Origin of the sequence: Bacillus sp. AFS053548, assembly GCF_002575105.1 — a bacterium.
GTDB lineage: Bacteria > Bacillota > Bacilli > Bacillales > Bacillaceae_G > Gottfriedia.
The window spans coordinates 87,667-108,825 of the sequence record NZ_NUHI01000022.1 but is presented as its reverse complement, the minus strand read 5'-3'; the positions used below and the strand labels follow the sequence as shown (position 1 = coordinate 108,825).

General features: G+C 33.7%; 18 protein-coding genes and 2 pseudogenes. 6 read left to right on the top strand and 14 right to left on the bottom strand.

The genetic code is table 11. The features are described 5' to 3' along the window. The first annotated feature begins 42 nt into the window (after positions 1-42). A complete protein-coding gene (gene putP / locus CN946_RS11390) occupies positions 43-1,518 on the top strand; it encodes a sodium/proline symporter PutP (RefSeq protein WP_098861220.1) in 1,476 nt (491 codons plus the stop codon). Between the two features lie 184 nt (positions 1,519-1,702). Then, complete coding sequence (locus tag CN946_RS23470; RefSeq protein ID WP_176547305.1) at positions 1,703-1,852, top strand: hypothetical protein; 150 nt, start codon at positions 1,703-1,705, stop codon at positions 1,850-1,852. Positions 1,853-1,975: 123 nt separating this feature from the next. Here the strand turns inward: CN946_RS23470 and CN946_RS11385 are convergent, their stop codons facing one another. Next, positions 1,976-2,227 (bottom strand): alpha/beta-type small acid-soluble spore protein, encoded by a 252-nt coding sequence (locus CN946_RS11385; RefSeq protein WP_069033111.1) that lies wholly within the window; start codon positions 2,225-2,227, stop codon positions 1,976-1,978. 131 nt (positions 2,228-2,358) lie between these two features. Here CN946_RS11385 and CN946_RS11380 point away from each other — a divergent pair, with 131 nt between their 5' ends. The 3 genes from CN946_RS11380 to CN946_RS11370 all read left to right on the top strand — a co-directional run bounded on the left by CN946_RS11380 (position 2,359) and on the right by CN946_RS11370 (position 4,827). Continuing rightward, complete coding sequence (locus tag CN946_RS11380; protein WP_098861219.1) at positions 2,359-2,766, top strand: cytosolic protein; 408 nt, start codon at positions 2,359-2,361, stop codon at positions 2,764-2,766. A gap of 286 nt (positions 2,767-3,052) precedes the next feature. Further along, positions 3,053-3,958, top strand: a complete 906-nt coding sequence (locus CN946_RS11375) for a beta/alpha barrel domain-containing protein (protein WP_176547304.1) — start codon at positions 3,053-3,055, stop codon at positions 3,956-3,958. Positions 3,959-4,047: 89 nt separating this feature from the next. Further along, a complete protein-coding gene (locus CN946_RS11370; RefSeq protein WP_098861217.1) occupies positions 4,048-4,827 on the top strand; it encodes an undecaprenyl-diphosphate phosphatase in 780 nt (259 codons plus the stop codon). A 92-nt stretch (positions 4,828-4,919) separates the two neighbouring features. Here the strand turns inward: CN946_RS11370 and ypeB are convergent, their stop codons facing one another. Together ypeB and sleB are read right to left on the bottom strand one after the other, a co-directional pair. Beyond that, positions 4,920-6,245 carry a germination protein YpeB gene (gene ypeB, locus CN946_RS11365; protein ID WP_483295389.1) on the bottom strand — a complete coding sequence of 442 codons (1,326 nt, stop codon included), beginning with the start codon at positions 6,243-6,245 and terminating at the stop codon, positions 4,920-4,922. Positions 6,246-6,260: 15 nt separating this feature from the next. Continuing rightward, the gene (gene sleB / locus CN946_RS11360) at positions 6,261-7,091 is read right to left on the bottom strand and encodes a spore cortex-lytic enzyme (protein WP_098861215.1); all 831 of its coding nucleotides are present in this window, start codon (positions 7,089-7,091) and stop codon (positions 6,261-6,263) included. A gap of 163 nt (positions 7,092-7,254) precedes the next feature. On the opposite strand from sleB, the gene CN946_RS11355 reads away from it, so the two are divergent. Continuing rightward, a complete protein-coding gene (locus tag CN946_RS11355; RefSeq protein ID WP_098427531.1) occupies positions 7,255-7,593 on the top strand; it encodes a DUF3889 domain-containing protein in 339 nt (112 codons plus the stop codon). Between the two features lie 549 nt (positions 7,594-8,142). On the opposite strand, the gene CN946_RS11350 is transcribed toward CN946_RS11355, so the two are convergent. The 11 genes and pseudogenes from CN946_RS11350 to CN946_RS11300 form a co-directional block, all read right to left on the bottom strand. Further along, positions 8,143-8,388: a hypothetical protein gene (locus CN946_RS11350; protein ID WP_098861214.1), complete on the bottom strand. Its 246-nt coding sequence runs from the start codon at positions 8,386-8,388 to the stop codon at positions 8,143-8,145. Between the two features lie 206 nt (positions 8,389-8,594). Beyond that, a complete protein-coding gene (locus tag CN946_RS11345; protein WP_098861213.1) occupies positions 8,595-11,204 on the bottom strand; it encodes an InlB B-repeat-containing protein in 2,610 nt (869 codons plus the stop codon). A 246-nt stretch (positions 11,205-11,450) separates the two neighbouring features. Beyond that, a pseudogene (locus tag CN946_RS11340) lies at positions 11,451-12,113 on the bottom strand (HAD family hydrolase). 197 nt (positions 12,114-12,310) lie between these two features. Further along, the gene (locus tag CN946_RS24010; protein ID WP_353616194.1) at positions 12,311-12,535 is read right to left on the bottom strand and encodes a TnsD family Tn7-like transposition protein; all 225 of its coding nucleotides are present in this window, start codon (positions 12,533-12,535) and stop codon (positions 12,311-12,313) included. Between the two features lie 318 nt (positions 12,536-12,853). Continuing rightward, complete coding sequence (locus CN946_RS11330; RefSeq protein WP_286133911.1) at positions 12,854-13,345, bottom strand: TnsA endonuclease N-terminal domain-containing protein; 492 nt, start codon at positions 13,343-13,345, stop codon at positions 12,854-12,856. Positions 13,346-13,559: 214 nt separating this feature from the next. Next, complete coding sequence (locus CN946_RS11325; protein ID WP_098861210.1) at positions 13,560-14,309, bottom strand: CPCC family cysteine-rich protein; 750 nt, start codon at positions 14,307-14,309, stop codon at positions 13,560-13,562. 379 nt (positions 14,310-14,688) lie between these two features. After that, positions 14,689-15,480, bottom strand: coding sequence for a 3-hydroxy-5-phosphonooxypentane-2,4-dione thiolase (gene lsrF / locus CN946_RS11320; RefSeq protein WP_098861209.1), 792 nt, complete (start codon positions 15,478-15,480; stop codon positions 14,689-14,691). A gap of 3 nt (positions 15,481-15,483) precedes the next feature. Continuing rightward, on the bottom strand, positions 15,484-15,852 hold the full coding sequence (locus tag CN946_RS11315; RefSeq protein ID WP_098861208.1) for a cupin domain-containing protein: 369 nt from the start codon (positions 15,850-15,852) through the stop codon (positions 15,484-15,486). A 4-nt stretch (positions 15,853-15,856) separates the two neighbouring features. Then, a complete protein-coding gene (gene lsrK, locus CN946_RS11310) occupies positions 15,857-17,434 on the bottom strand; it encodes an autoinducer-2 kinase (RefSeq protein WP_098861207.1) in 1,578 nt (525 codons plus the stop codon). Between the two features lie 4 nt (positions 17,435-17,438). Beyond that, positions 17,439-18,381: pseudogene (locus tag CN946_RS11305) on the bottom strand (sugar-binding transcriptional regulator). 1,536 nt (positions 18,382-19,917) lie between these two features. Further along, positions 19,918-21,078, bottom strand: a complete 1,161-nt coding sequence (locus CN946_RS11300; RefSeq protein WP_098861206.1) for a murein hydrolase activator EnvC family protein — start codon at positions 21,076-21,078, stop codon at positions 19,918-19,920. Positions 21,079-21,159 lie beyond the last annotated feature (81 nt).

The window sequence follows — 21,159 nt, the reverse complement described above, 5'->3', positions numbered from 1 at the left end:
ATATAATCAGATTGTAAGAGGTTGCTAAAACGGGGGGATAAAATGGATACGCAAGTACTAATATCAATTTCTATTTACTTTATTTTTATGTTAGTTATAGGTTTTTACGCTTACAAAAAATCTACTGATAGTTTATCTGAGTATATGCTTGGTGATCGTGGTCTTGGACCTGCAGTAACTGCTCTTTCAGCTGGTGCAGCCGATATGAGCGGATGGATGTTAATGGGATTACCTGGTGCAATGTACGCGACTGGTATCTCATCTGCATGGATTGCTATTGGATTAACGATTGGAGCCTATTTAAACTATTTACTTTTAGCACCTCGACTACGTGTATTTACTGAAGTAGCCGATAATTCAATTACAATACCTAATTTCTTTGAAAAAAGATTCCAAGATTCAACTCGAATTTTAAGAATTACTTCAGCTGTTGTTATTATCATTTTCTTTACACTTTATTGCTCAGCTGGTTTTGTATCTGGAGGTACATTATTTGAGTCAGCTTTCGGAATCGATTATAAGGTAGGATTAATTGTTACAGCTGCTGTTGTAATTGCCTATACATTATTTGGTGGGTTCTTAGCTGTAAGTTTAACAGATTTCGTTCAAGGTCTAATTATGTTTATTGCATTAATTTTGGTACCACTTGTTGCTTTTACAGATGTAGGTGGAGTAAAGCCTGCTTTCGATGAAATTAAAAATATAGACCCTAAGTTATTAAATATCTTTACTGGAACGTCATTTATTGGAATTGTTTCTTTACTTGCTTGGGGATTAGGTTATTTTGGACAACCTCATATTATCGTTCGATTTATGGCGATTTCAACTGTAAAGGAATTAAAGCCAGCACGTCGTATTGGAATGGGATGGATGATTTTTACGATTGTTGGTGCAACATTAACAGGACTAGTTGGAATTACATACATTTCAGTTAACAACTTAACATTAGATGATCCAGAAACAATTTTTATCTTTTTCTCAAAAACATTATTTCATCCACTAATTACGGGATTCTTGTTATCTGCTATACTTGCAGCGATTATGAGTACTATTTCATCTCAACTTTTAGTAACTGCAAGTGCTTTAACGGAAGATCTTTATCGTATCTTTGGTAAAAAGAATGCATCTGATAAAGAGCTTGTTCGTATTGGTAGACTAGCTGTATTAATCGTTGCGATTGTATCATTACTATTATCGTTAACACCTAATGATACGATTCTAAATCTTGTTGGTAATGCCTGGGCAGGCTTCGGTGCTGCATTTGGACCAGCTATATTATTAAGTTTATTCTGGAAAAGAATGACTAGCTGGGGTGCACTTGCAGGCATGGTAGTAGGGGCAGCAACTGTTATCATTTGGATCAGCTTGGATGCGATTAAAGAAGCGATTAACTTATATGAAATGGTTCCAGGTTTCTTTTTCAGTTTATTAGCAGTTATTATAGTTAGTCTATTAACTTCAAATTCAAATCCAAAAGTAGAAAAGCAATTTGAGGAAATGGAAAAACGACTAGCATAAAATAAAAGGATATTTTCAAAATGTTTAATCAGTAGAAATAGGGGCGTGCTATGCACACTCCTATTTTTTTTTTTGATTCTTCTTGGAAATAATTCACAATTGAATAAAACGTACACTTTGTATACAATTTCTATATAAGTCAGAAAATTAAAATTCAAAATGGACTTTAAGGGGTGTTGTTTATATGAAAAAGGAAGTAATGATTATAGTCCCCATCCTTATTATAATATCAGTTGCATTAAGCATGAATAACGCTTATCACGAAATGGTTTTTACAGGTGTAGGAGATGGTTTTACTGATTTTGTGAAATATATTGTTCAAGGACTTTTCTAATAATTTTTATAAATCGTAAAAAATCCCTGTCTCCTTTATTGGATACAGGGTTATTTTTTTATTAATTATCCTTAATTTACTAGTCTCAAATAGTTGTTATGACAATCGCTACCTTTAATACCTTTACCGTTTATTCAAATTCTCCTGCGCCATTCTAACTAATTCTTTCACCATATTCCCGCCGATCCGTCCACCAACTTTACCGTTTTCATGAGACGTTAAATTGCCATTATAACCTTTCGTTAAAGGAACTCCAACTTCCTCAGCAGCTTCGAATTTAGCATCTTCAGGATTAGTTGTATGCATTACTTTAGCTTTTAAAGCATCTAGTGCTTTTCTAGATTCAGGAACTAAGATTTTATTTTTTCTACTCATCAAACCCACTCCTTTTAGTCGTAGATTTCCCGTTTATCGATTTTTTTAATTATGGAAATAATTGCTATAAAATAGGGAATGTTACATAATGAAGACATGCGTTGATTAATCGATCTAAAAGGAGAATGATGATGAAATCTTTTAATGTAACTTTTCACAAAGAAGATAATGTAGATAATATGTTAATCCAAAAATTGAATGACGAGGAATACCATAAATCTACTGAAGGTGGCACTAGACATTTATTCGAAATCGATACGAATATAGGCTTTTTTGTGTTTTTAGATTCAGAGGATAATGAAGGTAATGTATCTCATTTAGTCCTTCAATATAATGAAGAAGATGAAGATCCAGTTGCATGCTATTCTTTTGCAATGAAAGATTTTTATGAATTCATGGCTTTATATTTAAATGATTTAGAATTCGTTGATGAAACTTCTGAAGAAGAGGAAGTTGAACTGGATGCTTCTAGTTCAATTCATCATTTAGTTCATTTATTATTCCATGTAATTGAAGAAGGCGAAGATTTAGAAGTATAAACTTCCAAATAAATGTATATTCTTCCGAAAAATACGGAGTTTATATATTTAAAATTGGTTATTTATGCAAAAAAATTGAAGTTCCACAAATTTGTTTTGGTTATTAATATAATTCAATGATTTCAAACAAGCTCTTGATATTTTTATCGAGAGCTTGTTTTATTATAAAGTTTCTACTTTGACTATCATAAATAACTTTCGACTCAATAGAATTTATACAAGGATATTTACAGAGGAGAAAGGTGCTTGTTAAAGAAAATAAAAAGTAGAATAGGAGTCGATCATATTGAACCTGCCACAGTCTGTGTATTTAAAAGAAATTGGACCTCGTATTAATTTTCAATATGGATCACGATTATCTATTGACCAAAAATTAAAATGGATTAACCATCTGATTGCTAGTGGAATAAATCATATCGAAGTATCCACTTTAATGAATTATCCGAATAAACAACAGTTTAGTGAAGCTACCGAATTAGTATTAAAGCTAAAACGAGATCCTCATATAACATATGGAGTATTAGTACCAAATAAAAGAAGTCTAATGAGAGCATTTGTTGTAGATGCAGATGAAATTAACTTTTTTATCTCAACAAGTGAGTCATATAATGCTAAAGTTAAAAATTGCTCGATCACTCAATCTTTGAAAGATATAAAGGAGATGACAAAAGTAACGAAAGATTATGAAAAGCTTACGCGTGCTTATATTACGACAGTATTTGGCTGTCACGACGAAAAAGTAAGTCATCAAAAAGCAATCGACCTGGCATTGCAATTATTAGATGATGGAGTGGAGGCTTTATCATTTGTTGATACGGTAGGCAAAGTAACACCTCTTCAAGTTAAGTTATTTTTAGAGGATTTATTGATAAAAATACCTAAAGAGCGTTGCTCGATGCAATTTTATAATACTTATGGGAATGGCATTTCAAACATCTTTACTTCACTTTCGTATGGGATTCAGCGGTTTGAATCAGCTAATGGAGGGTTCGGAGGTTGTTTTCCATCAAATGAGCAAAATAGAATGATTGAAACGGAAGATTTAATTTCATTTTTACATCGACTTGATATTCCAACTGATGTCGACGAAGTAAAACTACTAGACGCTACAAATTATATTTCAACCCAATTAAATGAAGAGCCTACTAGTAAATTATTTTCAAGATTACCATCCAAAAAGCATCTAACATGATGCTTTTTTATATTGTTTTTAATAATTTGGACAAGAATTGAATTTTTTTTGCATATAATTTACTAATTTGAATGAAAGGAGAATTGATTATGTCTAACTTTGAAGCAATTATATTAGGCATCATTCAAGGGTTAACTGAATTTCTCCCAATCAGTAGTACCGGTCATTTATATATTGGTAGACATTTATTTGGATTAGATGAGGCAGGCTTATTACTAGATACGTTAATGCATATTGGTACTTTATTAGCGGTGTTTGTATTTTACAGTAAAGAATGGAAAGGTTTGATAAAAAAACCTTTTTCAAAATTAACTTTATTACTATTTGTAGGTACTTTACCCGCGGTAATTGTAGGATTATTATTTAAAGATTTTTTCGATGAAATATCAGTTTCGGGTAAAACGATTGGATGGGAATTTATTTTTACTGGTATTATTTTATTTATTGCTGATAAAAGGAGAAAAGGGAAGAAAACGATGGAGGAGCTAACATGGGTTGATGCCTTATTCATCGGCTCATTTCAAGCACTTGCTATATTTCCAGCAGTTTCTCGCTCAGGATTAACGATCGCTGCAGCATTATTTAAAGGAATGGAACGAAAAAGCGCTGCTTATTTTTCCTTCTTACTATCTACCCCTGCAATTTTAGGTGGAATCGTATTCCAAGGAAAAGATCTTCTTGGCGGAAACGCGGAGCAAATTGCGTTTTTCCCACTATTTCTAGGAACATTAGCCGCAGCCTTATTCGGTTATTTAGCAATCAGTTGGATGATCAATTTATTAAAAAAACAATCACTGAATATTTTTGGTTATTATGTTATTTTTTTAGGGGTTAGTATCGTAGTTCTTCAATATTTGAAGATATTTTAATGTAAATCGATAAAAATTGATACAAAATGATAACTAGTCGTTTTGTATACAAAAAAGCACAGGGAGTGATCAACCTGTGCTTTTTTTATTACTCAAAGTTTTTTAACTTTCTCTTCATCACCAGTCGTAGCATTTATAAAGATATCATATGTATCGTGATTATATGTACCTAAAAATTCATAAGTGAGAACTTCTTTATTAAAATCGTTTAAGATGACAGCTAATCGTTCTTCTTCAACTTTAACATTTTTATTAAGCTTTGCTTTTGCTTGCTCAAGCGTAAGCTTAGGAGTAGGGATTTTTCGTACATGGTTTGAAGTAATATAGTTTTTAGCATTAAATCCGATTATTTGACCGTTATCTAATGCAACTTTTAATTGAATTGCTTCTGGATAGATGCGTACGTCATCAATTGATTTAACCATTTGGAGTACACCAATCGTATCGTATTGTGAACTATCATATAATTCCATGTTTTTATAGTTTTTTGAATTTAAATAACTTAAACCTTTTTTCACTGCATCGTCTAAACTGATTTGCTGTTTAGCTATTGGTCTATTTGTAATAAAGAAGATCGGCAAGCCAGCAGTTTCAGTTATTTCCATATACGTATCAGCTACTGGGTTATTGTGAGCCATAGAAACTGAGTAAAAAGGTTCAAATCGATCATTATCGGTTTTACTTCTAGTCACTTGAATTTTAGTAACATTTTTGAGCGGTACAGCGTCTTCAGCAATTTTTTTAGCTTCATTTTCATCAATTTTTTTACCAGTTAGTTTTTTTAAGCCTTTAGATTCTTCTTGACCATTTGAAAACGTTGGACCAAAATCATTGTCTGTAGTCGCTTTTACTTGTTCAATATGTTTAAAACCATCTATGATACTATTGTCACGAGGTGCTTCTTTTTCTTCAGACATTTGGCCAACGTCAATCCAACTTAAGTTTTTATTCATGATGTTTGTTTGTACATTCCGTAGACCATCTTGAATTTTTTCAGCTGTTGAATAAATATTACGTAAAGAATTATATTCCTTTGCAGTTAAAGGTTCTTTATTTAAATCTCGAACCGCTGTTTTATAACTAAAGTTTGCAACTCCAGTTAAAAAGGCCTGCGTTTTATCAAAAGGCACAAATTTTAATGGAAGTTGTGCAATATCTGATTTAGATTGAATCGAAAGACGCCAAACATCTGCTAAAGCAGGGGAGAGAGACGTTCTTGAATTCATTGCTAATGTCGTACCGATTTTATCGTGTAATAAATCCATATCAAATGTTAGTTCATTAAAAGCTCTTTGATAATTATTTTCGGCTTTTAAATTCATTTCTTTCAGATCGCGATTTTGCGTATATCCCCAATAACCAGTTCCGATTAGAGCGGCTGCTAAAGCACCTGCAACAATCCAACTACCTTTCATAATTACACCTCACTACAGTTATTTACAAAAAATATGTTGACCAATTGTAAGAATAATAGGGCGGCCACGAATCCATTGGTTAGTGGCTGTTTTAGGATTGTAATAGTAAATACAACCGGTCGTTGGATCCCAGCCATTTATTGCATCAATTACTGCTTTTTTAGCTTGAGCATTAGGTGTTAAATTAATTTGACCGTCAGCAACTGCCGTAAAAGCACCTGGTTGATAAATAACACCTGCTATTGAATTAGGAAATGATGCATTTGTTAAACGGTTTAAAATGACTGCAGCAACGGCAACTTGTCCAATATATGGCTCACCACGTGATTCTCCATATACAGCATTTGCCATTAATTTAATGTCATTATCTGTATAACCGTTTGGTGCGTTTGCAATCGGTTTATTATTTGGTTTTGCATTCGAATTATTAGGTTTATTTGTATTCGGTTTAGCCGGCTTATTGTTAGATGCGTTATTATTAGAAGTATTATTATTTGCTGTATTGTTGGCCGTACTACCTTTATAATTCTTAGTTGCTTTTGTCAGCTTTTCTTTTAATTTTGTTCCTGCGATACCATCAACCTTCATACCAAATTCCTTTTGAAAATTACGAAGAGCCCAGTAAGTATTCCAGCCGAAAACGCCATCAGGTTTATCATCAAGAAATCCTATAAATATAAGGCGTTCTTGAAGCTCTTTAACATCTTGGCCTGTTGAACCACGGCTGAGCACTTGACTACTAAAAGCATCAACTTGTTTTTTAGGTAAGTAAATATTTAAAGTAATCAGTGAAATACATATTATGCATAAGATAATAAATGCAGTTTTAAAGTGAAAATTCTTTTGCAAAATAAATCCTCCTTAATCAAATACATATAGGATTACTATTTGTAAAAAATTTCTTTTTATTAGTAAAAAGCGTAAAAACTGATATAAATTGCACAAACAAGAAACGGATAGATAGAGAAGAGAGGTCGAATAGTAAGGATAGGAGCAAAAAGGAGGAGGTATTATGAAAAGAACAATTAGAGCCATTTTCATTTTCTCATTCTTATTTTGTATTTTTTGCAAAGTAAACCCAGCTGCTGCAGAACCTGTTTATGAGCCTCCATATGCTAAATGGGGGAAAATTGCAGTTGAAAAAACAATCCAAAGATACCCGCAATCGGATGTAATAGATTATTTACACATAGGAAGAGAACAAAAAACACCAACAGTCTCAGTAGAAAAATTCAAGTTATGGTTAAGATTAAAAGATGGAAGCAGGGAATTCGGCGTATATGTAAATGTAGAATTTGAACCAAGAACAGAAAGATACTTAGGAATTACATATACTGAAACGGATCGATAAGTAACTAACAATAAAAAACATCGCTTAAACGTGATGTTTTTTATTGAAACACGTATTGTGAGAGAAATCACATGAAGAAATTTTAAAGGGGAGTATTAGTTAGAATAAAGGATATATTTATTTAATAATAGAAAAAATTGAGAGTTCAAATAAAGATCTTAATGATGGAACGGTTATTGAAATCAAATAAAAATTAATACAATCAGTGAGTGCAAATAAACAAATAAACAATAAAAAGTTTGAATTATTGTAGAAACTTAAACACATTAACTTAATTTATATTTTTTTATTAAAGAATTTTTTTTTATTAATTATTTTAACTCAAGTTTTAAATGATTAAATTACTATAGAATTTTGGTTTTATAAATTAGTTAATATTTAAACTGAATTGATTTTTTTGATCTGATTATTCAAATTGATGATTTTTTCTGTTTCATCTCAAAACACTAAGAATACTTGCTATTTGAGATGGATTATAGTGTTTTTACTTCAACTTCCTATAATATATATTATGTAAACTAGAAAAATAAAATAAAATACTCAGCCTATTTATGGTGTCATAACAGTACCAATCTGAATAGCGTTATATTCTTGAACCTTCATCTTGTTAATCGAAGCATTAGCAATAACTAAATCCTCTTTAACATACGAATAACAAACATACCTATCCGTCCAAAATCCTTTTTCATACCAATCGTTAAAATCAATACCAAAAGTTTGTTTGGCTAACTTAATAAAGCTATTCCTATACATACTAATATGTTTATAATCACTAATTAATTGAAATTCACTCATACTATTACCTCAACATTTTATCAATTTTGTTTGTTGTAATAATACTAGTACTTAATAAGTTTCATCATTATGTTCAACCTCTTTTTTCTGAATATTTAAAACAAACAATTCTCATTATACCACAGAGCCAACAAAAAAAGCGCTTAACACAAAGGTTAAGCGCTTTTTTTCATTAATTGACCGGTTTTCCCATCTTTAAGTGATACTCACAGTTTAGCTGAACGGATGATGGACCATCCACTATATATTTTTTTCGTTCCCACTACTTTGTAAACCCTCACCTTGTAGTAATACGTTGAGCCCCTTTTTAATTTCGAGTTTGTTACCTGGTAAGCTGTTGTTGATTTAATTAGCATATAGGTACCACTACTTTTGCTCGCTCGATAGAGTTCGTAGCCTGAAGCACCTGACACCTTACTCCAAGCGATTTTGAGACTGGTCGAACTTGATTTGGTCACAGTAATACTTTTTGGTGCAGTTGGTGGTGTAATAATCCATTTCGCATACAGTGTTGTATTTGTCGTGACTTTATCACTTGAAAAACGCCATGGTGTTTTCAAACTTGCCTCTTTGTACCACCCACCAAATGTATACCCTGTTCGTTTTGGTGCTGTTGGTACTGTGATGATGGTGTTGTAGTTTGTTGTTTTCGCACTAACTTTACTTCCACCATTACTATTAAAATTCACTGTGTACTGATTAATACGCCATTTTGCATACAATGTTGTGTTCGATGTAACTTTGTCACTCGCAAAAATCCAAGGCGTTTTCCCACTTGAATCTTTGGTCCACCCCACAAAAGTATAGCCTGTTCGTTTAGGTGGTGTTGGTTCCGGTATCAGTTTGTATTCATTCACAAAGATTGTATTACTTTGACTTCCGTTCTTAGGATAAAAATCCACTCGGTACGATCGAATATTCCATTTCGCATATAACGTTGTTTCTGATTCGACTCGGTCACTCGATTCATACCATGGTTTTGTAAGGTTTTCATCCTTATACCATCCACCAAATACATACCCAGTCTTCGTCGGCTGCGGTATATCTAGTCGATCAAAGAGACTGCCTTCTTCATAATACCTGTCTGAAACGAAAGAGCCCCCATTGCTATTGAAGCTCACTTTGTGATATGGAAGAGAGACGACAACGAGCACTTTTGATTTGTACCCACCAACCTCTGAGGTAGCTGTCACCGCAACCTTTCCTCTTTGAATCGCTGTTACATTCCCATCTGAATCAACAGTTGCAACCGAAGGATTACTCGATGACCAATGGATGGTTTGATTGGGTGCATCAACTGGTGTCACTTCTGCGGTTAGTTTTCCTTTTGTGTTGATTGTCAAAAACAGTGTATCCTGAGGCAATGTAACTTTGACATATTCGTTTACAACGGTTGGAATTGTCAGTTTCTCTTCATTATTTTTCGTGGATACCCCTTCTAATACCGCTGAACCGGGACCTATCACACTAACTCCCCCGTTATAATATGAATAGACTATTGACTGATTCGAACTGGTCCAATGAAAGGTTTCACTTGCATCCGCCGGATTAACGGTAACTAACTGGAAATCCGTACCGTAATCGAGTGTTAGTTGTTGAATTTGATTAAGTGAACGAAGGTCAAGTATGATGGCATAATCATCAGACGCAGCAGAACCGACCGCTAGAATTCCGTGTTCATTTGTTGTGACACCGTTAAACTCATCATAAACCGATCCACCGATGGTTTTTTTCCAAGCAACGTTTCCATCACGGTCATATTGAACGAGCAGTGCATCTTCTCCATCACTATTGAGATGGTCCAAATCACCATCATTCGAGAACGCACCACCCGCAGCTAGAAACCCATCACTTGTTGGTGTGACTGCGTTAAAACCATCTGATCCACTCCCCCCGAACGTTTTCTTCCATTCAACGTTTCCGTTTACATCATATTTTATAATTAATGCATCAGACGAAGCTTTTCCTGCGATGATAACTCCATCATCTGTTGTTATGATGCTATTGTACGAAGAAAAAAGGCGACCACCATATGCTTTTTTCCAAACGACATTCCCTTCTACGTCGTATTTCACGATGAATCCAGTCGGAAATCCTTCGGTCAGACCTGTTACATCTCCATCTTCAGAATATGTTTCACCTGTCGCGAGGTAGCCATCGTTTGTTGCGATAACCGAACGATAATGATCCGATTCACTACCACCAAATTTTTTTAGCCATATTTGGTTCCCATTTGTATCAAATTTCACGATTACTGCATCATTAGCTGATTCACCTACCGCTACATACCCATCACTTGTTGTCGTGACAGAGTTGAAAGAAAATACACTATTATCCCCTTTTATTTCTTTTTTCCACTCGACATTCCCATCGTGGTCATATTTCACGATGATCGCGTTATGGTATCCATCTTGTAGTTCTAAATCACCATCATGCGAATTGGAAAAGCCAACCGCTACCGTACTATCTCCAGATGTTGTGACACCCTTGAATTCATCAGCACCACTACCGCCAAATGTTTTCGTCCACTTGATGTTTCCATTTGGACCATATTTCACAATGATGGCATCATAATACCCTTTGTTGATGCCCAGTAATTCCTCATCTGTTGAGTCCGAATAACCTACTGCCACATGATCATCACCCGTTACGGTGATGGCATTGAAAGTATCATATTCATTACCACCAAACGTATCTAGTTTACCAAACATTCTTGACGGTTCATTCGCTGCTTTAACAGTTGGAATGAAAGAAGTTACGTTACTGGTTGAAAAAAACAATAAGCAGATAAGGACAATATTAAAAGTAGTCTTCATAATTTACACACCTTTTCAAATTTATCAACGTTGTCATCGATTTTCTACTAATTAATTATATAATTATTCAGACTATCCTAAAAGATTTTTTCTCCCTCTTCCTTCCTTTTTTATGTGGAATATACCCATTACCTTTTGCCATTATCGACCCATTTTAGTAATAACTTATGCATTAGCTCATCTAGCAATTGATTTTATAAAAAAACAAAATGAAGTAAATAATTATCTAAATTAAGAAAGATCTTTTTAAATTGTATTGACTATGTATAGCAATTCACCTAAATCATCAATCGTATGTTCAATTGTATATGTGCCACTCCAAAATGTATCTTTCTTCCATACAGCGTTCATTACAACATTTTGCGCACCCCATACGTCATTTTCTGGATGGTCTCCTACATATAAACTTTCTTCTGGAGTAACACCTAATTTCTCTAATGCCCTTAAAAATATTTCAGGTTGGGGCTTTTTAATCTCTTCTTGCTCTGATATTAATATAGTATCTATGTATTTATGTATTCCTAAAGCTTGGAGGTTTAAGGTTTGAAATTTAATAAATCCATTGGTTATCATCCCTAACAGTAGTCCACTATTTTTAAGTTCTTGTAGGATATACTCCATATTTTGAAATGGAATACAACTATATTGAAATGAACTTATGTAATCTTCTAGAAGTTGTTCCCAAGTTAATTTAGTAATGCCATATTCTTGAACCAACTGCTGATATACTTTGTCTTTCCAAACATACCCCTACTTGTCTAATTCAATGAATCGTTCGGTATAAAGTTGTTCGGGTATAAGGTTTAAATCATATATGTACTTTTTATACTGATTCTTAATAAAGAGTTTTAACGAACTATCTCGATCTAACAAAGTTCCATCTAAATCAAAAATCACAGCCTTAATCATTTATCTTCCTCCTTTTTCCAACTTGGATTACCTTCAGATTAGCAAATCTTTTTGAATGAGAATGTTAGGTATCTCACTCACTTTTACTTGAAAACTTCTTTTAAAATGTTAAGACCAACTCAATTAAGTCGGTCTTCGTTCTTGCTGATTACACTGTTATTTAGTTCAATTCGTGCTATTTTTTCAGATGAATTTCTTTATTTATATTTTCTTTGATATTTAATACCATATTTATCTATATATTTATAAACAGTTCTTTCATGTATTTTCAATGCTTTTGCAACCTCTTTTATTTTTTGGGTTTCCAACAATTTTCTAAATTTTCTTTCCCAAATTTCCCCAAACTCTATTACTTTATTAAACTCATATTCATTTTGTGTCATAAAACGCGAATAAATATAACCACATTTACACTTGAATATTCCTGTTCAAAGACAACAATTTGTTTACTTTTATGACACAAATTTAATACCTTTTACAAATATTGGATATTCGTTAAGTGATTACCGCTCAAATCCGAACAATTAATCCATATTCATTTACTTTAGTATTTCTAAGTTTATATTTTATTTAAGCTTTTCTTCTTCATACGACACAAATTTGATTACTTGGAGAAATAAAACGTCAAAAATACGATTACTTCATTGAAACTTCGACACAAATACATTCCCTTCCGAGACTTTTACGACACTAATTTAATTACTAAACAGGTTTATATACAAATAGCAAGTAAACACTTGCTATTTGTACCTTTTCGTCTTACTACACCACAATTTAGGTTTTTGTATTCTTTTATTAAAACTAATATACGTTACTTGATTATTTTTTAAATTACTAAAGTCAATAAATACTTGATTTATTAAATCTTCAAGATCTATTGGAAAGATAAAATATTGAGTAACCTCTTGTTCTACCAAATTAAAGTTACGAGCAAATGCTGAAATAAGGCGATAGTTATCAAGTAAACATTGGTTGCTTCGGAAGTAAGTGTCAGTAATAATGCGATGCTCAAAGCCTCTTTCTTCACACCACATTTTTTGTATATTTATTTGTCGCATAGTTTCATTATATTTAATGTGCTCTTTTTGAAGCGTATCATCGTACTTTATTTCACGAAACTCTTCACGGCCGTCTAGATATTTTATCCACATATCAAATATTGAGGTTCTTCTGATACCTTCAAATTCGAATTCTAATTCAAGTTTTAACGGTTGTTCACAGAAATCTACAATTTCAGAATCACACTCAACAAATAAGAAATTATCGTAATCTAAATCACTAAATAACTCTTCAGATCGATTTATTTTATAACTAGCACTTTTCCAATAATTGTTTCCATATCAGAAAAACTTCTTCCACCAAGAAGACAAATCGAAGTTCAAGTAACAATCTCATTGTGTAACTAAAGCATCCGTTTTTCCCGAAGACATTTCAATTGAAAGACCATTAACGAATTATATTGGATTCAGTTCCTACCGCAATGACAAACTGTCCCGTACTTAATGCGATTTGGCATAAATCTTTTAAATCATCAACAAATTCTCTTACTTTCCGATCATCTCGTTCATCTTCTGTATGCGTATGGAGTAAATTTTCACAGACGTGTATTAATGTATTTATTACTTGAACTTTGTATTTCTTTTTCGAATAGTTCTCTAATTGAAGCAGCAAATTAACATGTTGATCATCCATTGGTGATTCACGACGAGAACGATAGTATTCCATCACACTGATATGATGGCGCGGATTGTCTTCCAATAGAATATATTCATCCGATTTAGACAATTCTTGAAACGTATTGGCCACAAAGAAATAAACTCCTATCGGGTCACAACCTTGTGCGCTTCTTAGATGCTGCTCGCACACCTTTGCCTTTCTCCAAAGTGCTTTATAGGTTATAAGGTCGGTTTTATATTTTTCACATTCGTGATAGGCGCTGATTAACGCTTTTTTCGCTTCAATTTCCTTAGGGGTTTGCCTATTGATAATTCTTTTTTCACTATACATAATGTAATACTTGTTAAAATTTCTTCTTGATTCGGCTAAACCAGAATTGCCATTTGGATCGACATCTTCAAAACGATCAAAACTATCACCAAACGGCAAATCTTCCCAATTGCAAAGCATACAGATATCGCAAGCAGCACGCTCCTCTAATGTTGGGTAACCACAGCAAGGACAAATTCCACGATTCATGTAACACCCTCCTCATCATTTCATCTACTACTTCTCTTGGACTGATTCGACCTAAAGTACAATAAAGACCAGTCCATTTTTTAAAAGAACTGGGACCATCTGTAGTGTAATTGCATTTTCGAGCTACTATATAAACTGGGAAAACAAGTTGCTCGTATCAATCTTCACTTATTAAAACTAACAATCTTTTAAACTAATAAAAAAGTGCAAGAAATTTTTACATCCCTACACTTTTCTTAATTGATTAATTATTTTTGTGATACAGTTATTGTTTTTGGACTTATCGTAACTTTAAAGCCTTGTTTACTAACCACTTCGGCTGATACTGTGTTCGTACCATTAGAGTGGTATTGTAAAAGGCTACCTTTTTTTACACATATTAGGCTTTTATTTTTGATGAAGATTCATATAAATCTACCGCTTCATTTACTGTGAATCCTTTATGAACGATAGAATGTATCGCTTGGATCATTGCAAGAGGATGCTGAGATTGCCAAATATTTCTTCCCATATCCACACCAGCTGCACCTTGCTCCATCGCATTATACGTAATTTCTAGTGCTTCACGAATTGTATCAAATTTTGGGCCACCTGCAATAACTATTGGAACCGGGCACTTATTCGTTACCTGTTCAAAGTCGTCACAGTAATAAGTCTTAACAATATCGGTTCCCATTTCAGCTAGAACTCTTGAAGCTAATGCTAAGAACCTGGCATCCCGTTTTTCAAGCTCTTTTCCGACTGCGGTAATTCCAAGTACAGGTATTCCGTAATCATGTGCATCAGTTACAACATGAGCTAGATTCGTTACTGTTTGAGTTTCATAGTCAGAACCGATAAATACCGAAACCCCTACACCAACAACATTATGACGAATTGCTTCTTTTATTGAAGTAACAATCCTTTCATTCGCTAGATCCTTCCCTAACGTTGTAGGACCGCCTGAAACACGAAGTACCATTGGTTTTTCCGTATTTTTCGGAATACATGCTGCAAGTGTACCTCTTGTTAAATATAGCGAATCCGTGTATGGAAGTAAGTCTCTGACAGTTTCCTCAGGCTTTTCTAAACCTCTTATTGGCCCTAAGAAATAGCCATGATCTATCGCAAGCATTACTGCCCTCTTATTTGGTAATATTTTGTTTAATCGATTTTGAAATCCCCAGCTCACTATCTATTCACTCCTTAACTTGATTTCTGGATTCTTTATATTCACAACATCTCTTTCCAAAATATGCGGAGATTTAATGAAGAGGGCTTTAAAGGTTTTGTCAGTTTGATTGATAAGGTAATGAGCATCGCCTGGTCGGCATTGAATCATATCACCTGGTATTGTAGGAAATTTATTACCATTAATATAGAAATCTATCTGCCCTTCGAGGATATAGAAAATTTCTTCGCAAACTGTATGATAGTGGTTTTGGAAGTCTTGACCTGGTTTCAATACAACCACACCAAGATCTATGTTCGGACCTTTTGTTAAATATTTCGGCCCGTTGTCGCCAAACCGATAATCGAATTCATTTTCGTGAACTTTCTTCATCCCTTCACTTCCTTTCACATTTTTCTAGACCAGGTGCCTTCCACATATGAGTCGTTAAACCACGATCAGCAAGTTGAAGCTGTTCTATATATACACTTCTCCATTTTTCATAGATTTCTAGGTATTGCTCATGGTTTTCATTGTTAGGTAGATGTGTCCTCTCCCACTTTACAACTTGGTTAACTGCTTGATGGATATTCTCATAAATTCCTATGCCAATCCCCGCAAATAATGCGGTGCCCAGTGCTGCTGTTTCTTTAACTACAGGTACTTTCACTGGTACTCCAAGGACATCTGCAAGGGTTTGACTCCAAAGCTTGCCTTTCGAAGCACCACCTGTGAAAATAACTTCACTTGGATAATAACCAGTTTCTTCTTCTATAATCTTTAAGTTTCCTAGTGTAATAAGTGCAGCATTTTCTTGAATAGATTTAAACATTTCTTTTTTACCAGTCATTAGTGGGTCTAGAGTGAGGTTAATAAAAGCTGGAGATGCGTGGCGCCAAGCGCTATAATTCATCGTATCTGAAAATATAGGAATAATCCCATTTGCCCCGATTGGAACATTTTTTGACTTTTCCTCTAAAATTTCATACGGGTCTCTACCGGTCACTATTGCCTCTGCTTTTTCCAAATCACAAAATGCATCACGAAACCATCTCATTACAAGCCCAGGGAAAAAAGCAATGGTTTCTAGCTGCCATAATTCAGGAACGGCATGGCAGTTAACCCGGATACGGCCACTTTTGTCAACTAAAGGCTGTCTCACATTAACTTCCTGCTGCCAAAATGATCCACCTGACACAACGGCTTGCCCTGCTTTTACCGCACCGACACCAACAGAAGCCATTTGAGCATCTCCGCCTCCACAAATAACCGGAGTTCCTGAATTCAAACCTGTATACGTTGCTACTCCATCCGTCACGTAACCGATAACGGTACCAGCTTCATTTACCGGTGGAAATAAACTATTTTTTAGTCCGCACATTTTTGCTACATCACTTTCCCATTTCCTTTTCTGAATATCAAATATCCCTGTAGTACATCCATTTGAAGGATCCACTTGTAGTTTCCCTGACAATTTATAAAGAATCCAATCATTAATCATAGTCATGTCAGTAGCTTTTTCATAAATACCCGGTAAATGATTTTTTATCCACAAAAGCCTAGGCAATGCCCCTAATGCAAACATTTGACCTGATAACCTATAAATCTTGTATTCTAATTCAGGATCTAGTTCCTTTAAAGCTTTGACCTCATCCGAAGCTCGAGCATCTACATTTGCACAAGCCCAGATCTCCTTACCCGTTTCATCATAAAGGACAATTCCTTCCCTCATACTCGTAGCACTTATCGCTTTTATTTTTTTTGCGTCAACTCCTGTTTCTTCAATAACAGACTTTACACACTGAACGACTAACCTCCAGTTTGTTTCCCAATCAAAATCCATAGATCCTGGATACTTTTCATTTGAAAAATGGTTCCATTCTATTTGTGAAAAACCAACTTGATTTCCTAATTGATCAAACAAAACAGCGCGAATACTACCAGTACCAGCATCAAATGCTAGAATGTACGCCATTAATTTATTTCACCTCCATATTGAGTAATGAAATAGCTGTAGCTTCATCTGTTATTAACGTCGTAATATACTTACCTTTTAAAGCTCCGTAGATGGCATCAATTTTTTTCTCTCCACCGGCCATGGCTATAACATTTAAGGCCCTTAGACTCTTCAAGTCCGTTCCGATTAACCTTTTATGGTGTGGCAAATCAATAATTTTGCCATTTCGATCGTAAAATTGACCTAAAATATCGCCGACTGCATTCTGATGTTTTATAAATGTCAGTTCATTCATGGTCATTTTTTCTTCCTGAATAATTGTGGCATCTGGATAAATACCACCAATTCCAACAATGATTTATTTTGTAAATTTAGCCAGCTTGAGAACTTCCTTTATTGAAGGTTCAGATAAAAATTTTCCTGCCATTTCTTCAGTTGAAGCTAAAAATGGAGCAGGAATTACATGTATATCCTGGAACTTTTCCAAACCGCCCTCTTTTTGGCGACGATTATGGAGATAGTAATGAATTCCCCCAGTTAAGGTCACAACTGAAATATGACTAATGGGTTCAATTGTCAAGTATTCAATCGTTTTGGAAACGGCTCTTCCCCAACCTAAGCCAACCATATCATTCGGCTGCAATTTGTTTTGTAAATACTGAGCCGCTGCCTTTGATAAAGAAACGCTCAAATCCACTTTATTTAGAGGGGTTGGTATAATATAGGCGTTTTTTAGATAAAAAGCTTCTATGAATTCTTTTTCGATACTTAAACCATTTTTACCAATCCCTTTAATTTGGAATTGTACAATTCCTTCAGACCTGGCCCGCTCCAGCATTCTAACAACCTTGGCCCTTGACAATTCTAGTAAATCAGCTATCTCATTTTGAGTTAAGTTCTCTTTATAGTAAGTAGTACCAGGCTACTTTCATCAGCATATTTTCCGTATAATGATCTTGGCTCATCTACTACTACACCCCTTAACAAAAGTTCCCCATGAAAAAAATTGTTCACCTTCATATTAGAAATATATCCGTAATTTAAATAATAAGACCTGACAAAATAAGTTTCCGAACATTCAAAATTTCATTTCCGACTGGTAATACTTATGTAATTTTTACTGTAATAATTTACTACAGTTGTCTTCAAATACTGAAGAATTAAATCGTAATTTTTTTCGGATAGTTTGTAAGCGTTTCTGAACTTTTTATTGGGGTGGTGACAAAAGTCCAATGAATCGCACCGAAGTGACTCTACTAGAAATAGATCCGGTATGGAAACGATCTCTGGAATTCCTGTTTTAAGGGGGGGGTACCATGTCCTTACAAAAAGGGGGAGATTCACGCAATTGTAGGTGGAAATGAAGCAGAAAAATCAACTTTAATGAAAACATTACTGGTCATTACAAGGTACCAAAAAAGGGATTACGATCTATATCAAGAATAGTGAATTTCCTACTTCCGTTGGTGTAGAAAACATCACTTCTATATCCTCTACTTTATCTTTTAATTGCTCCTAAAGTATTTGGCAATCCCTGTTCAACTAAATAGCCCAAGAATAAAAAAGTAGGATATAACTGCTTCTTTTGTCTATTTTTTGGTGAGATTAGGAACAATAATAACGAAAGGAGGAAGGAAAATGGAACATTACGAAGGATTTTTACGTAGCAAGAATTGGATCGATAATGATTTGGATGCAAGATACATAAATATAAACCACCCTTAATATTCATACAAAAATAGAAATAGCGAAAACAAAGAAAAAGCCCAAACACTTGGTACAATAAGGTTTGATCTTCTCTAAAAGTATTATCTAAAACTGGTTCGAACCGTTGACCCCTACCCTGTCAATTACAGAGTGTGAGGATTATTCAGTAATACTGAATATTTTGGGTCAATTAAGTCTATTAAATCAAATGGTCAATGTAATTTTATGCAAAGCCTTTCTGTTATTTCTATTGTTTCTAGTAAGTCTGTGCAATTTTTGTGCAATTTAAAAATGCTATACTATTATGAGGTAGGGTGTCTTGTTTAAATTGGAAATTGTTTATTCAAATGATATAAAGGACATATTAACGACCACTCATAAGGATCCACTGTTTATTTCCAAAATAGTTATCCTACTCGATATTTTCACTCATTTAAAAGCTTAATTTTTAACACTAATTGCTAATTGTTTTTCTATTCACTGTTTTCTTATTCAACAGAACTGCCATATATATTTAAAATGGAATCAATCAATAGGCTCGATTCTTTGTTTAACTAAACCATATGTTTTTTCTATAAGATTTTATTATTCTGGTTAATATTAATAAGCGGAAGCTACAGCATCTGGCAACTCAGTATTAAAAGACAGCGAAAAAAACGTTTTCTGTGTTCCTTCTATTGCTATTTCAACTACTCTTGACTGTTGAATTAGTAAAGAATCACTTCCTAAAATCCGAACAGTTTGTGAACTTTGCTTGAAATAGATTAATGTGAATCGAATAGTTTTATAAAAGCTTAAAAATTAATATACTTTGCTGGATTAACAGCGTTTGATTTTGCTTCATTCCATTGTCCATCATGTAATTCAAAGTGAAGATGTTGACCAAAAGAATGTCCGGTATTGCCCATCGTTCCGATTTTTTGTCCTTTTGAAACAGTTTGCCCTGTTGAGACTTGATACTTTTGCATGTGAGCATAAACTGATGTAAATACTTTTCCTTTAATATTATGTGTAATAAAGACAACATTACCATAACTAGATGAATGGTAAGCTCGTATTACAACGCCATTTGCTACTGAGACAATCGGTGTGCTTCCATTTTTAGCAATATCTACGCCATAATGCGTTTCATGATCAAATGATCGATATCCGAAACCTGAAGATACATACCCTTCTGCTGGTCTTGTAAAATTACTACCTGAATTACTTGAAGCAGCTTTTATTGCTTTTTCTTGTTCTTTTAATAGGTTTTCTTGTTCTTCTAAACTCAAAATATCCTTTTCTTTTTCATTTACATCATCCTTAAGTTTGCTAAGTATTGCTTTCATTTGAGTTTCTTGATTAACAAGTGTACGTTCTATATTTTGAAGATCTTTTTTATCATTTTCTAACTTATTTTGGGTTAACATAAAGTCTTTCTTTTTTAATTCAACTTTTTCAAGGTCGTTCTTTTGTTCCTTAACAATGTCCTGATCAGCATTCATAAATTTACCAATTGCATTTATACGTTGAACTAAATCACCAATACTTTTTGCATCAAAAATAACGTCTAAATATGAGTTATTTCCACCCGATTTTTGTATTGTAATTAAACGATTATTTATGATTACTTGACGCTGATCTAAACGTTTTTGAAATTCTTCTATATCATCTTGTAATATTTCTATTTCTTTTTTACCATTTACTATCTCTGCTTCTTTTTGGCTCATCTTTATTTTTGCATTCTCAATTGATGAGCTAATTGTATCTAAAGAGTCTAATAACAATTTTTGTTGATCTTTTAATTGATCCATCTCATTTTTCGCTTTTTGTGCTTCTTCTTGAACTTTTACTCGTTTATCTTGAATACTCTTAATCTTTGTATCTGGTAAAGTCTCTGCAAGTACACCTTTTGGAAGTATAGTAAATGATAAACTTGCAGCTACTAATAGTAGTTTATTAATAATTCTTTTCATCGTTATCTCCCTAAGCTTGACATATACTTATATATGTTAACTTAGAAATGTAACAATTTTATGCAAATTAGACTACACTTT